15 protein-coding genes are annotated in these 14,192 nt (G+C 48.7%); 13 read left to right on the top strand and 2 right to left on the bottom strand.

The annotated features are described in order from the left end of the window. The 6 genes from P9687_RS16655 to P9687_RS16630 form a co-directional block, all read left to right on the top strand. Positions 1 to 216, top strand: a 216-nt coding sequence (locus tag P9687_RS16655) for a hypothetical protein (protein ID WP_328228937.1), incomplete at its 5' end; no start/stop codon positions are given. Between the two features lie 106 nt (positions 217 to 322). Next, positions 323 to 457 (top strand): FbpB family small basic protein, encoded by a 135-nt coding sequence (locus tag P9687_RS16650; RefSeq protein WP_014098358.1) that lies wholly within the window; start codon positions 323 to 325, stop codon positions 455 to 457. A gap of 66 nt (positions 458 to 523) precedes the next feature. After that, positions 524 to 667, top strand: a complete 144-nt coding sequence (locus P9687_RS16645) for an acid-soluble spore protein N (RefSeq protein WP_014098357.1) — start codon at positions 524 to 526, stop codon at positions 665 to 667. A gap of 27 nt (positions 668 to 694) precedes the next feature. After that, complete coding sequence (gene tlp / locus P9687_RS16640; RefSeq protein ID WP_013859310.1) at positions 695 to 925, top strand: small acid-soluble spore protein Tlp; 231 nt, start codon at positions 695 to 697, stop codon at positions 923 to 925. 206 nt (positions 926 to 1,131) lie between these two features. Further along, positions 1,132 to 1,551 carry an acyl-CoA thioesterase gene (locus P9687_RS16635; RefSeq protein WP_014098356.1) on the top strand — a complete coding sequence of 140 codons (420 nt, stop codon included), beginning with the start codon at positions 1,132 to 1,134 and terminating at the stop codon, positions 1,549 to 1,551. Between the two features lie 15 nt (positions 1,552 to 1,566). Next, entirely contained in the window at positions 1,567 to 1,869 is a 303-nt protein-coding gene (locus P9687_RS16630; protein ID WP_014098355.1) for a hypothetical protein, read from the top strand. Between the two features lie 53 nt (positions 1,870 to 1,922). Here P9687_RS16630 and P9687_RS16625 read toward each other — a convergent pair whose 3' ends face one another. Beyond that, a complete protein-coding gene (locus tag P9687_RS16625; protein ID WP_014098354.1) occupies positions 1,923 to 2,216 on the bottom strand; it encodes a HesB/YadR/YfhF family protein in 294 nt (97 codons plus the stop codon). A 130-nt stretch (positions 2,217 to 2,346) separates the two neighbouring features. Then, complete coding sequence (gene plsY / locus P9687_RS16620; RefSeq protein WP_017550847.1) at positions 2,347 to 2,946, bottom strand: glycerol-3-phosphate 1-O-acyltransferase PlsY; 600 nt, start codon at positions 2,944 to 2,946, stop codon at positions 2,347 to 2,349. Positions 2,947 to 3,124: 178 nt separating this feature from the next. Between plsY and P9687_RS16615 the strand changes: the two genes are divergently transcribed. The 7 genes from P9687_RS16615 (at position 3,125) to ppdK (ending at position 14,181) form a co-directional block, all read left to right on the top strand. Continuing rightward, positions 3,125 to 3,538, top strand: coding sequence for a CoA-binding protein (locus tag P9687_RS16615; RefSeq protein ID WP_014098352.1), 414 nt, complete (start codon positions 3,125 to 3,127; stop codon positions 3,536 to 3,538). Between the two features lie 257 nt (positions 3,539 to 3,795). Next, positions 3,796 to 5,775, top strand: a complete 1,980-nt coding sequence (gene parE, locus P9687_RS16610; protein WP_026104551.1) for a DNA topoisomerase IV subunit B — start codon at positions 3,796 to 3,798, stop codon at positions 5,773 to 5,775. Beyond that, complete coding sequence (parC, locus tag P9687_RS16605; RefSeq protein WP_061565332.1) at positions 5,772 to 8,219, top strand: DNA topoisomerase IV subunit A; 2,448 nt, start codon at positions 5,772 to 5,774, stop codon at positions 8,217 to 8,219. The genes parE and parC overlap by 4 nt, the downstream gene beginning before the upstream one ends. Before the next feature lie 9 nt (positions 8,220 to 8,228). Next, the gene (locus tag P9687_RS16600) at positions 8,229 to 9,092 is read left to right on the top strand and encodes a hypothetical protein (protein ID WP_061565333.1); all 864 of its coding nucleotides are present in this window, start codon (positions 8,229 to 8,231) and stop codon (positions 9,090 to 9,092) included. Between the two features lie 113 nt (positions 9,093 to 9,205). After that, a complete protein-coding gene (locus P9687_RS16595) occupies positions 9,206 to 10,459 on the top strand; it encodes an MFS transporter (RefSeq protein ID WP_017550851.1) in 1,254 nt (417 codons plus the stop codon). A 228-nt stretch (positions 10,460 to 10,687) separates the two neighbouring features. Continuing rightward, the gene (locus P9687_RS16590) at positions 10,688 to 11,509 is read left to right on the top strand and encodes a pyruvate, water dikinase regulatory protein (protein ID WP_013859320.1); all 822 of its coding nucleotides are present in this window, start codon (positions 10,688 to 10,690) and stop codon (positions 11,507 to 11,509) included. Beyond that, entirely contained in the window at positions 11,506 to 14,181 is a 2,676-nt protein-coding gene (ppdK, locus tag P9687_RS16585; RefSeq protein WP_328228680.1) for a pyruvate, phosphate dikinase, read from the top strand. Before P9687_RS16590 ends, ppdK begins: the two co-directional genes overlap by 4 nt. The last annotated feature ends 11 nt before the right edge of the window (positions 14,182 to 14,192 follow it).

The raw sequence follows: 14,192 nt of genomic DNA, 5'->3' as shown, positions 1-14,192 counted from the left end.
GAAACATTTGATGTCCATATTGACGAAAATGTTAAACCGCATGACTGGATAAAAGTGACGGCTACCGACGAAAACGGGAAGAAAACGGAATTTGAAGCGCTTGTCCGTTTCGATTCCGATGTAGAAATTGACTATTACCGCCACGGCGGCATCCTACAAATGGTGCTGCGCGAAAAACTACAGCAGTCCAAAAATGAAGTGAAATCAAAATCATAATGTTTAAAAAAGCTGCGGCCAAAGCCGCAGCTTTTTTTGAATCAAATTTATAATTTTTCCCATAATTGCCCATACTAAGTAAAAATACTTGTAAGGAGTGGCAAATATGAGAAAAACCCATAAAAAGACCCTTTCGGATCTTGTTGCCGAAAATAAACAGGAACTGTTGCGCGACAGGGATGCGCTGATGCGGATAGAAGAACGGCTGGACCGGAAACACGAGATGAAATTAGCAGAATAAGCCACTGTTTGTGAATCATAATCCGCTTTCCTCCTGGGGAAAATGTATAAGGAGGGGGGAGATATGATGGGCAACCCAAACAAGAAAAGCAAATATTTCGTTCCCGATCATCTTGGCACGCAGCCGCGCGGATTTTCCGGCAATAAGGGGAAGAAGATGCAGGACCGTTCGGGACAGCACGCCCAGGTGATACAGACAAAAGGGGAGTAGCTTTCACAGCCGAAGGAGGAGAACACAATGGCGCATAACCGACCGAAACCGGACGACCGCAGCGATAATGTGGAAAAACTGCAAAACATGATCCACAATACGATCGAAAACATGGAAAGCGCGGAAGAATCGCTTGCCGTTACAAGCGATGAAACGCAAATCCAACAAATAAAGGAAAAAAATGAGCGGCGCCGTGAAAGCCTCGAAGCGATGAGAACCGAGGTAAAAGACGAAGCCGCATACAAACAGCAGCAATAAACGAAAACGGCCTTTCGACGGAAAACAGCAGCGTTTCTTTGGAACCACGCCTTTTCCCTCTCGGAAAGGCCGTTTTTTCTCTCCTTTTGCTGCGACCATGCGTGCATCCGAAGTTTTCCCGGCCCCGTATCAGGCATCCTTTTAGGAGGGGGAATTTTCTTTATGCTAAAATAAAATTGACTGTACATATGAAAGAGGTGTCCGGGATGTTTGTATCAGAAACAGAAGTCAAAGTGCGGTATGCAGAAACAGACCAAATGGGGGTTGTGTACCACGCCAATTACCTGATTTGGATGGAAGTGGGGCGGACGAAATTAATCGAAGACCTTGGCTTCCGTTATGCGGATATGGAAAAAGACGGGATTTTGTCGCCGGTCATCGATATTCAAATTTCATACAAAAAACCGGCCCGTTACGGGGAAACAGTGACCGTAAAAACATGGGTCGATGCATATGACGGGCTGCGCGTAACGTACGGCTATGAGATTTACACAGAAACCGGCGACCTTGCCGTGGCCGCGAGTTCAACACATGTCTGCGTAAAGAAAGACAGCTTCCGACCGGTTTCGTTCCGCCGCCTCTACCCAAAATGGCATGAAGCATATGAAAAAGCAAAAAAATCATAAAGCGGGGGGATGGATTTGGCTTTTGGCATACACCGCAACCAGCTTAAAGCGTGGAAAGCGGCGATTGACCGCGGGGAGATTGCGTTTTTAACGCATTTTTGGCTGGACGACCGTTTCCCCGGCGCAAAATCGGTCACAAAAGTCGGCTGTAAAGATCTGGAGAAACTCGCTGCATGGGGAGCACGCTACCAGCTGAAAAAAGAATGGATTCATGTCCGTAAAGACGGTTACAGCCATTTCGACCTGCTTGGCAGGAAGCAGCGAGAAATTTTGCAAAAAGAAGGGCGCCTTGCGGAAGCAAAAAAATTTTTAAAATGAAAAACCGGCATCACTGGCAGCAAAAAAGCAAAAGCTGCCGGATGATCCCGGTTTTAACCTTTTTTATATTCATATACCGGTTCATCCCGTTTCGGGTCATACCCGATATACAAATCATGGCCGTCAAAATACCATTCGTCCGTGCCTTCAATGAAAAAAGCATGGCCGTTCCGTTCAACGGCCGCCACCGGATCGTCGGGAACGTCTTTTTGAACACCAAGTGAAAACCCGTGTTGGACAGGCGTGGAGCCGCCGTATTTGGCAAAAAAACGGACGGACTCGCCGTCGTCCAGTTCCAGTTCCCTTTTAAACCAGTTTACTGCCTCATCTGTAATGTGCATTTTCATGCCGCCACTTCCTTCCAACTGCCTTTTACATTTTCATTATAGACCAAAGCACGTTTTTTTCCCTAACCTTTTGCCTTCGTTTACCGGCCCCGGGTTATAGGAAACATCAGATTTAGAAACAATGGCTGCCTTACAGCCACTTGACTTTTGGCTCGGTCTTATTTTTAATCCGCTTAATATTGGCTTTATGGCGGTAAATAATGAAAGAGGCAAGCGCCAGAACGATGACGAACAGCGGCCAGTCATGTGTTACAATCATATAAATGAGCGTATACAGGATGCCAAAAACAGCCGCCATGATAGAAGAAAGCGAAACGTATTTGCTCCATTTTAATGTAATCAAAAAAACGATGATGACCATGACAAACAATGGCCATTGATAGGCAAGAACAACGCCGGCGGAAGTTGCCACCGCTTTGCCGCCTTTAAATTTGGCAAATACCGGAAGCATATGGCCGATAACAGCGATCATCCCGATTAAAAGCGGGTGCACCGTATGCTCCAGGCCAAAAAAGTGGGGCAATAAGGTGGCGATTGTCCCTTTCAGAATATCCACCACTGTTACGACACTGCCGGCTTTGAACCCGAGCACACGGAACGTATTGGTCGCACCGAGATTTCCGCTGCCGTGTTCGCGGATGTCTATACCGTAAAAAAGCTTACCAACGATCAGGCCTGTCGGGATTGAGCCGAGCAGGTAAGCCAAAAGGATCATCAGGACAATATTCATGTACAAAACTCCTTGGAAAAAATCTATGCTTATTGTAGCATGTTCTTAAAGGAAAGAGGAATATTTTTTGCCGATTCCGTGCAGATTTTCTAACCGAGCAGGAATTGGAAAAGATCAAGTGAATGTTTAAGTTGGGATCAGACTGGCGAAAGTACAAGAAAGGAGAGGTGTTGATCAAATGGCAATCGAAAATCCGAGCAGGGAAGAAATCAGGGAAATTTTACAAAAAGCAAAACGAATTGCAGTGGTTGGCTTGAGCAATAACCCGGAAAAAACATCTTATACGGTAGCCAAAGCCATGCAGGATGCCGGCTATGAGATTATTCCGGTCAATCCGAAAGCAACGGAAATTCTCGGGGAAAAGGCTGTCCCGAGCTTAAAAGATATCGAAGGCCATGTGGACATTGTGGATATTTTCAGGCGGCCCGAATATTTGCCGGAGCTGGCACGGGAGTTTGATGAAATCGATGCGGACGTTTTCTGGGCGCAGCTCGGCATCGAAAACGAGGAAGCATACCGGTTTTTAAAAGAAAAAGGCTATACCGTTGTGATGAACCGCTGCATTAAAGTGGAACATGCCCTGACAAAATAGGCTTTTTCAAGCAGGCGCCAGCTTAAAGGGCGCTTGCTTTCTTTATATTTTCCCAATAAAACGGCCGTTTACTGGAGAAGTTTTTATAACCGTTGCTTTGCCCCTCCCGTTCCCGTCATTTCCGCATGCCCTTTTACAAATTCCGTTTTATCGTTAAAATGAGTATGATAAAAACGGCAAATGATGTTATAATGAGAACGAATATTTGTTCTTATGAACGCCGGTGCACGTGCTTTGCAATTGAAAGGGGAATAGATGTGGCGAAGAAACAAAATATATTGGAATATAATGATGATGCAATCCAGGTGCTGGAAGGGCTGGAGGCCGTAAGGAAAAGGCCGGGCATGTACATCGGGTCGACCGATGCGCGCGGTTTGCACCATCTTGTCTATGAAATCGTCGACAATGCGGTGGATGAGGCGTTGTCCGGGTACGGAAACCATATCATCGTCAACATTCACAAAGATAACAGCATCAGCGTCCAGGACTTCGGGCGCGGCATGCCGGTCGGGATGCACAAGCTCGGTAAGCCGACGACAGAAGTGATCTTGACGATTTTGCACGCCGGCGGAAAATTTGGGCAGGGCGGCTATAAAACGAGCGGCGGCCTGCACGGTGTCGGCGCGTCCGTCGTCAATGCCCTGTCGGAATGGCTTGTTGTTACCATACATCGCGACGGTTACGTGTATGAACAGCGTTTCCGTGACGGCGGCAAACCGGAAACAACGCTCGAGAAAACCGGGAAAACCAATAAGACCGGCACAACGATCCATTTTAAACCCGACCCGTCCATTTTTAGCACCATCACTTTTAACTACGATACATTATGCGAACGGCTGCGCGAATCGGCCTTTCTTTTAAAAGGGTTAAAAATTGAAATCACTGATGAACGTTTCGGGCGGCATGATCTGTTCCACTACGAAAACGGCATTGAAGCCTTTGTCCAGTACTTGAACGAAGGAAAAGAAGTGCTCCATCCGGTTGTGTTTATCGAGGGGGAAACAAACGGAATCGAAGCGGAATTTGCGTTTCAGTTTAACGACGGCTTTTCGGAAAACATTTTATCTTTCGTGAACAACGTGCGCACGAAAGACGGCGGCACGCACGAAGCCGGGGCAAAAACGGCATTGACGCGCGTCGTGAACGATTATGCAAGAAAAACCGGGCTGTTAAAAGAAAAAGATAAAAACTTAGAAGGGACGGATATCCGCGAAGGGCTGTCCGCCATTATTTCCGTCCGCATTCCGGAAGAACTGCTCCAATTTGAAGGACAAACGAAAGGGAAACTTGGCACAAGTGAAGCCCGCTCTGCAGTTGATACGATTGTTTCGGAACACCTTTCTTATTTTCTTGAAGAAAACCCGGATACGAGCAATCTTTTAATCCGGAAAGCCATCAAGGCGTCGCAGGCAAGGGAAGCAGCGAGGAAAGCACGGGAAGAAGCGAGAAGTGGCAAAAAGCGGAAGAAATCGGAAACGACTTTGTCCGGAAAGCTGACGCCGGCGCAAAGCCGCAATCCGCAGCGGAACGAACTGTATCTCGTTGAAGGGGATTCCGCGGGCGGTTCTGCGAAACAGGGGCGCGACCGGAAATTCCAGGCTGTTTTGCCGCTGCGCGGAAAAGTCATCAATACGGAAAAAGCAAAGCTTGCGGATATTTTTAAAAATGAAGAAATCAATACCATTATTTATACGATTGGTGCCGGCGTCGGCCCTGAATTCAATTTGGAAGACGTCAATTACGACAAAGTCATTATTATGACCGATGCCGACACGGACGGTGCCCACATCCAGGTGCTGCTTCTTACGTTCTTTTACCGCTATATGCGGCCTTTGATTGAAGCGGGAAAAGTGTACATCGCGCTGCCACCGCTTTATAAAGTCAGCAAAGGCACCGGCAGGAAAGAAATCGTGGAATATGCTTGGACCGAAAAAGAACTGGATGAAACGATCAAAAAAGTCGGGCGCGGCTATATCCTGCAGCGTTATAAAGGGCTCGGTGAAATGAACGCCGACCAGCTTTGGGAAACGACGATGAATCCGGAAACGCGGACTTTGATCCGTGTCCGTATTGATGATGCGGCCCGGGCTGAACGGCGGGTGACCACGCTTATGGGCGATAAGGTTGAACCGCGCCGGCAATGGATTGAAAATCATGTGGAATTCGGGCTTGAGGACGACACCAATATTTTAGACAATGAGAATTTGATGATTGAGGAAGGGGACATGAACGGATGAAGACGGCTGAACGTTTTCAAGATTTGCCTTTGGAAGAGGTGCTGGGCGACCGCTTCGGCCGGTACAGCAAATATATTATTCAGGATCGTGCCCTTCCGGATGCGCGGGACGGCCTGAAGCCGGTGCAGCGGCGGATTCTTTATGCGATGCATGTAGAGGGTAACACTGTTGACAAGCATTTCCGGAAATCGGCAAAAACGGTCGGCAACGTCATCGGCAATTACCATCCGCACGGGGATTCTTCCGTTTATGAAGCGATGGTGCGGATGAGCCAGGACTGGAAGCTGCGAAACGTGCTCATTGAAATGCACGGCAATAACGGGAGCATTGACGGCGACCCGGCCGCGGCCATGCGGTATACAGAAGCAAGGCTCGCCCCGATTGCATCCGAACTCCTTCATGATATTGATAAAGAAACGGTTAAATTTATCCCGAATTTCGATGATACCGCAAATGAGCCGATTGTGCTGCCCGCCCGGTTTCCCAACCTGCTCGTGAACGGATCAACCGGCATCTCGGCCGGATATGCAACCGAAATTCCGCCGCACCACCTCGGGGAAATCATTGACGGGGCCATCATGCGGATGGAAAACCCGGATTGCACGGTGGACGACCTGATGACAGTCATAAAAGGCCCCGATTTTCCAACAGGCGGCATTGTCCAGGGAATTGACGGGATTAAAAAAGCGTATGAAACCGGCAAAGGCAAAATGGTCGTAAGAGGCAGGACATCGATCGAAGAGATCCGCGGCGGGCGAAAGCAAATTGTCATCGCAGAGATTCCTTATGAAGTCAATAAAGCCAATCTTGTCAAAAAAATCGACGAGCTCCGGATTGACCGGAAAGTGGAAGGCATATCCGAAGTCCGCGATGAAACCGACCGGACCGGGCTCCGGATTGTGATCGAACTGAAAAAAGATGCGGATGCAGATAGCGTCCTGAATTATTTATTCAAAAACACTGATCTCCAGGTTTCCTACAATTTCAACATGGTGGCCATCCATAACCGTCGGCCGCAGCTGATGGGCCTCCGTGAACTGCTCGATGCTTATATTGAGCACCAGAAAGAAGTGGTCACAAAAAGAACGGAATTCGATCTCAAAAAAGCGCGTGACCGCAAGCATATTGTTGACGGCCTGATGAAGGCACTTTCCATCCTGGATGAAGTCATTGCAGCGATTCGGGCATCCAAAGATAAAAAAGATGCAAAAGCGAACTTAATCGCAAAGTTTGCTTTTACCGAACCCCAGGCTGAAGCGATTGTCACGCTGCAGCTCTACCGCCTGACCAATACGGACATTACGACGCTGGAAAATGAGGCGGCAGACCTTGAGAAAAAAATTGAGACCTATCTCGCGATTTTATCCAGCGAGAAAAAACTGTTTACGGTGATCAAAAAAGAACTGAGAGATATCCGGAAAAAATACGCGGATAACAGAAGGACAACGATTGAAGCGGAAATACAGGAATTAAAAATCAATCTGGAAGCGATGATCCCGAATGAAGATGTGATGGTCACCATTACAAAAGACGGTTATATCAAACGGACAAGCCTCCGTTCATATACTGCTTCAAACGGCCGGGACCTTGCTATTAAAGACAGCGACCGCCTGCTCTTTAAACAGCAGCTCAATACCGTCCAGACGGTGCTACTTTTCACAAATAAAGGAAGCTATATCTATTTGCCGGTCCATGAACTGCCGGATATCCGCTGGAAAGATCTCGGGCAGCATGTTTCCAATCTTGTGACGCTTGAACGCGATGAAGGCATCATCAAAGTGCTCCCGATTGAAGATTTCAACCAGCCGCAGTTTATTTTGTTTTTCACGAAAAACGGCATGGCGAAGAAAACGGAATTGCAGCAATACCAGGCACAGCGCTATTCGAAAGCCCTCGTTGCAATCAACTTAAAGGGCGATGATGAAGTGGTCGATGTTCACCTGACAGACGGCTCAAAAGAAGTCTTCCTCGCTTCCCGCCTCGGTTACGGGCTCCGGTTTGATGAAGCGGAAATCAGCGTTGTCGGCCAGCGGGCAGCAGGGGTAAAAGGCATGAACCTAAAAGAAGGCGACAGGCTCGTTAGCGGGAAAATCATTGAAGATCCGGAAAAAGATAAAGTCTTTATTGCCACCCAAAGAGGCGCCGTCAAGAAAATGAAAGTGTCCGAATTTGACAAAACAAGCCGGGCCAAACGCGGCGTCATCATGCTGCGCGAATTAAAAGCCCATCCGCACCGGATCGCCGGGGCTGTGATTGCAGGCGACGATGAAACCGTCTCGGTCATCACGGAAAAAGGGCATCAGGAAGACATTCGGCTCCACGATTTGCGCGACCACGACCGTTATTCAAATGGCTCATTTGCCATTGATGAAGAAGAGAACGGGACCGTGACAGAAGTATGGAAGCAGGAACCGGAAGAGGGTGCTGCGGAAGAAAACGATTGAAAAAAGTGTTTGCCGTTTTCGGCAAACACTTTTTTCATCTTCAGGCAAGTTTTACATAATTCGATGCTTGCGGCGTATCCTAAAGAAAAACGGATGCGGGGTGAGAAGATGAAAAAAGAATACATGCTTGCACTGCTCGCATTATGGTTTATGGCAGCCGGCACGGTTGTGATCGCGGACGCGGGCGGGAAGACGAAAGCCGGCAAAACGGTGATTCACCGGTACGAGGCGGATGTAACCGGCGACGGAAAAAAGGATGCGATTGTATTGGAAGGCATCCCGTTTGCAGCCGGCAGCCCGTATATGAAAAAAATTTGGGCGCGGATTGCCACGTCGGAAGGAAAGAAATATAAATTGCCGTATGAGCCTGGGTATGAACCGGAAATCCAGTTCACCGATCTCAACCATGACGGCGTAAAGGACATGCTCGGATCAAGCAACAGCGGCGGAAGCGGGGGCATAAACCAGTACCGCCTCGATACGCTGAAAGGCGGCATTTTAAAACATTTGCCGATGCCGCCCGTGTTAAAGCTTAGCGGCAAATTTGAAAATGCATTGTCGGCCAGGCTCAACATTGAAAATACGAACGAAACATTTTTGATTGATTTAAGAAAACGAAAAAAAGATTATATCCGGCTCGGTATTTACCGAAAGGACGGAATGCTCAATGAGCCGTTTGAACTGATGATCGATCCGGCGGCGGTTTACAAACCGGTGAAAATAAAGGGCAAAAAAGGCGTCGGGCTCGAAGGTTATCAGCAAGTAAGCGGTGCCTACCATGCAGATAAACTCGGCAACGTAAAGGCAACATGGTATTTTAAAGACGGAAAATGGATCCTGGTTCGTGCCAAATGGCAGCCTACAAACGCATAAAAAAACTCCCGGCGGGGGAGTTTTTTTATTGCGGATTCGAAAATTGAAAATGTTTTTGCGCAAAAATAGATTATAATAGTAATAAATTCCAAACAAAACAGGGGTAGAGCAGATTGGACAGACAAAAAAGCAAGTACAGATGGGTTGTTTTTTTCGCGGTGCTGTTTTCCTACATGGTGATTGTCAGCCAGCGAACGGCGCCAGGCTTGATTTCGGATAAACTGATGAGCGAGTTTCATATGACAGCGTCCGTCATCGGTTTATTGACAGGTGCGCAGTTTCTCGCTTATGCGGGGCTGCAAATTCCGATTGGGATTTTTTCCGACCGGTTCGGGCCGAACGTTTTTTTGGTCACAGGCACTTTATTCAGTGGCATCGGCACGTTCTTATACAGCATTTCGCCGAATGAAGCCTGTTTGCTCGTATCCAGGGTGCTTGCCGGCATGGGGGATGCGACCATTTGGATTAATCTTGTCTTGATTTTAAGTCAGTGGTTTTATGCGAAAGAGTTTGTCGGGCTGATCGGTTATGCCGGCATGGCCGGAAGCGTGGGTTCTTTGCTCGCAACCGTTCCGCTAACGGCCTGGATTTCAGCTTCGGGATGGCGCCAGCCGTTTTTTGTAACCGGTATTCTGCTCCTCGCAAGTACGGTGATGCTGTATGTCGTGCTGATCCGACTCCCGCAAAAGCGGGAAGGGGGAACGCATGCGAATACAAAAGTCCGCCATGAAAAAATGCTTTTGGTTCTAAAGCGGATCTTGAAAAGCAGGCAGGCGAGGGCTGCATTTTTATGCCATTTCGGACTTGTCGGCACATATGTTGGTTTTATTGGTACATGGGCTGTGCCGTACGGGATGCATATTTTCGGCATGAACCGCCCGGAAGCGAGCCAGCTGGTCATGACAGGATTAATCGGAGCAATTATCGGCGCGCCGGTTACCGGATGGATCGCAAGCAGACTCGGTTCAAGGAAGAAGCCATATTTGCTGATTCAAACCCTGATTTTTCTGGCATGGACGGTTTTCTTTTTGAGCGGGGGCAAACCGCCGTTATTTTTCGCGGTGCTGTTAATGTTTGTCATCGGATATGGTAATGGTGCAAGCGCGCTGACGTTTGCGGTCGTCCGTCACTCCTTTGACGTAAGGGAAGTCGGATCGGTTTCCGGATTTGCCAATACCGGCGGCTTTTTAAGCGCGGTGCTTTTGCCGAGCTTGTTTGGAAAAGTGCTGGACCATTTTCATGCTGAAGCGAGTGTGGTCGGTTATCATTACGGCTTTTTAATCCCGGCGTTCTTTTCGCTTTTTGGCGTGCTCGGGACGGTGATGATCCGGGAGAAAATCCGCGCCGGAGAGAATCAGGCAGCATAAAAATTTTTAAACGGTGCACAGCAGTTGCCTGTTTTACATGAAATAAAAATTTTAAAAAAAAACCGGTAAAATGGTTCACGCATCCTTTTAAATGTGTTATACTAATGAACGATAAGTATAACACATTTGTCAAACAGTGCATATACTGATGGCATACGGGAGGGGCAGTGAAAAGAAACCATATACATACGGAGCCATTTTCCGGTTCGAAAAGGATGGGAACGATACATGGAACAAAAAGAAATAGTGCATATCATCTCGGACTCGGTCGGAGAAACGGCTGAATTTGTTGTAAAAGCGGTTGCTGCGCAGTTTAACGGCGGCCACATTGAAATCAGGCGGCACCCGCATGTGGAAGAAACAGACGATATCGAACCGGTAATTGAGGCGGCAAAAAAACAAAATGCCATCATTGCTTACACGATTGTCGTTACCCCTTTGAAAGCATACATTGACCGCCGCGCCGGCGAAGAAGGGGTTATTGCGGTCGACCTGATGAATCCGTTGATGGAAGCTTTTATGAAAAAGTTTCACAAGGAGCCGTACCATCGCCCGAAATTAATGCGCAAGCTGGATCAGGAATACTTTAAAAAAATCGAAGCCATTGAATTTGCCGTGAAATATGATGACGGGCGCGATCCAACCGGGCTGAAAAAAGCGGACATTGTCCTGCTCGGCGTCTCCCGGACGTCGAAAACGCCGTTGTCGATGTATCTGGCGCACCACAGCTTTAAAGTGGCGAATGTCCCGATCGTGCCGGAAATCGCGCCGCCTGATGAATTGTTTTCCATCCCGCGGGAAAAGTGCATCGGGCTGATGATTTCGCCCGAGAAACTGAATGAAATCCGGAAAGAACGGATCAGGGCAATGGGTTTAAAATCGGACGCCAATTATGCGAGCTTTGAACGGATTTATGAAGAACTCGTTTACGCGGAGAACATCATGCGGAGACTCAGATGCCCGGTCATTGATGTTTCGAATAAAGCGGTGGAGGAAACAGCAAGCCTTATTATTGAAATGTTCAAAAACAGGGAGGAGCTGCTCAAATGACAAAATTTGTCTACTTGTTCAACGAAGGCAACAGCCATATGCGCGACCTGCTCGGCGGCAAAGGGGCCAATCTAGCGGAAATGACAAACATCGGCCTGCCGGTGCCGTTCGGTTTCACAATTACAACCGAGGCATGCAATGACTATTATGCAAACGGCAAAAAAATTTCGGGCGCAGTCGAAACGCAAATTGAAGAAGCGCTTTTGACACTGGAAGAAAAAACCGGCAAAAAACTGGGCGGCAAGGAGAACCCGCTGCTCGTCTCCGTCCGCTCCGGCTCTGTGTTTTCGATGCCGGGGATGATGGATACGGTACTGAACCTCGGCATGAACGACGAGACCGTGGAAGCTGTCGCAGGACTGACCGGCAATCCGCGCTTTGCTTACGATTCGTACCGCCGGTTTATCCAAATGTTTTCTGACGTGGTGCTCGGCATTGATGTATACCATTTCGAACACTTGCTTGAACAAACCCGGGAACAAAAAGGGTATACAGCTGATCCGGAAATGACTGCGGAAGACTGGAAAGACATCATAGCCGGCTATAAAAAAGTCGTTAAAAAACATACGAAACAGGATTTCCCGCAAGACCCGAAAACGCAACTGTACCTTGCCGTAAATGCCGTTTTCGATTCGTGGAATAACCAGCGTGCCATTGTATACCGCCGCCTGAATAAAATTCCGGACCATCTCGGGACCGCCGTCAATATCCAAAGCATGGTATTCGGAAATATGGGGGATGATTCCGGAACCGGCGTCGCTTTTACACGGAACCCGTCAACAGGCGAACGCGTGCTGTACGGCGAATATTTAATCAATGCCCAAGGCGAGGATGTCGTCGCCGGCATCCGCACCCCGCAGCCGATCCAGGTGCTGGCAAAAGACATGCCGGAAGTGTACCGCCAGTTTGTAAAAACAAGCAAATTACTGGAAGAACACTACAAAGACATGCAGGACATTGAATTTACGGTGGAACGCGGCAAACTGTACCTTTTGCAAACCCGGAACGGCAAACGGACGGCGCAGGCTGCAATCCGCATAGCCGTTGAAATGGTGAAAGAAGGCATTCTCGATAAAAAGACAGCGCTTTTAAGGGTTGATCCGGAACAGTTGAATCAGCTCCTGCACCGCCGTATTGATGATGTCGCGGCCAAAAACCATCTTGCAAAAGGGCTGCCGGCATCCCCGGGAGCTGCAACCGGCGCCGTTGTATTTGATGCTGATGAAGCGGAACGGCTCGGCAAGGAAGGGAAAAAAGTGATTTTAGTCCGCCCCGAAACGACACCGGATGATATTCACGGCATTATTGCATCCCAGGCGGTTGTGACAAGCCGCGGCGGGATGACGAGCCATGCGGCGGTTGTCGCGCGCGGGATGGGGAAAGCGTGCATCTGCGGCTGCGAATCTATGAAAATTGATTTGAAAGCGGAACAATTTACGGTCGGCGATACGGTTGTCCGTTACGGGGATGTCATCACGATCGACGGTTCGACAGGTGAAGTGATGCTCGGCGAAGTCCCGATGATCGACCCTGAGCTTTCCGGCGAATTCAAAACGCTGCTTGAATGGGCGGATGAGGTGCGCGATCTCGGCGTGCGCGCCAATGCCGACAACCCTGCGGACGCGAAAAAATCGCTCGAATTCGGTGCAGACGGCATCGGCCTTTGCCGGACGGAGCATATGTTTATGGACATTAAGCGCGTGCCGATCGTTCAGGAAATGATCCTCGCCGAGACTTTGGAAGAGCGCGAAAAAGCTTTGGATAAACTGCTTCCGATGCAGCAGGGCGATTTTGAAGGCATCTTTGAGGAAATGGCCGGCCATCCGGTGACGATCCGCCTGCTCGATCCGCCAATGCACGAATTTTTGCCGGATAAGGAAGAACTGCTAGTAGAAGTAACAAAACTGCAGCTTACGGCACCAGGCTCAAAAGAACTGGAAGAAAAAGAATACTTGCTGAAAAAAGTCCAGCATCTTGCTGAATTCAATCCGATGCTCGGCCACCGCGGCTGCCGGCTCGGCATGATTTTCCCTGAAATCTACGAAATGCAGGTCAAAGCAATTTTTTACGCTGCCGCTGCCGTCCTGCAAAAGGGAATAAAAGTCCAGCCGGAAATTATGATTCCGCTTGTCGGCCATGTGAATGAGCTGAAACGGATGCGCGCGCTCGTGACGGATATGGCGAATCAGGTCATGGAGGAAAAGGGCTTGAAATTCGATTATACAGTCGGCACGATGATCGAAATACCGCGCGCCGCCCTTACCGCAGACCAAATTGCAGAAGAAGCCGATTTCTTCTCGTTTGGCACGAATGACTTAACGCAAACGACATTCGGCTTCAGCCGCGACGATGCGGAAGGAAAATTTTTGCAGCAGTATATCGAGCAAAAAGTGCTGCCGGAAAATCCGTTTGCCGTCCTTGACCAGGAAGGCGTCGGCAAACTTGTCGAAACCGGCGTCAAACTCGGCCGCCAGACAAAACCGGGCTTGAAAACCGGCATTTGCGGCGAACACGGCGGTGAAAAAAGCTCGATCGAATTCTGCTACAAAACGGGCCTGAACTACGTCAGCTGCTCGCCTTACCGCGTACCGCTCGCAAGGCTCGCCGCTGCACAGGCCACCATCCGGAACAAAAAAGAAGACACCGGTAAAGTGACAGTCGCTGCAAAATAAATCATTTTTTA

The sequence above is a fragment of the Weizmannia sp. CD-2023 genome, from assembly GCF_036225245.1.
GTDB lineage: Bacteria > Bacillota > Bacilli > Bacillales > Bacillaceae_C > Weizmannia > Weizmannia faecalis.
Note: the sequence above shows the minus strand (reverse complement) of the source record. Positions and strands in the feature narration are given on the sequence as shown.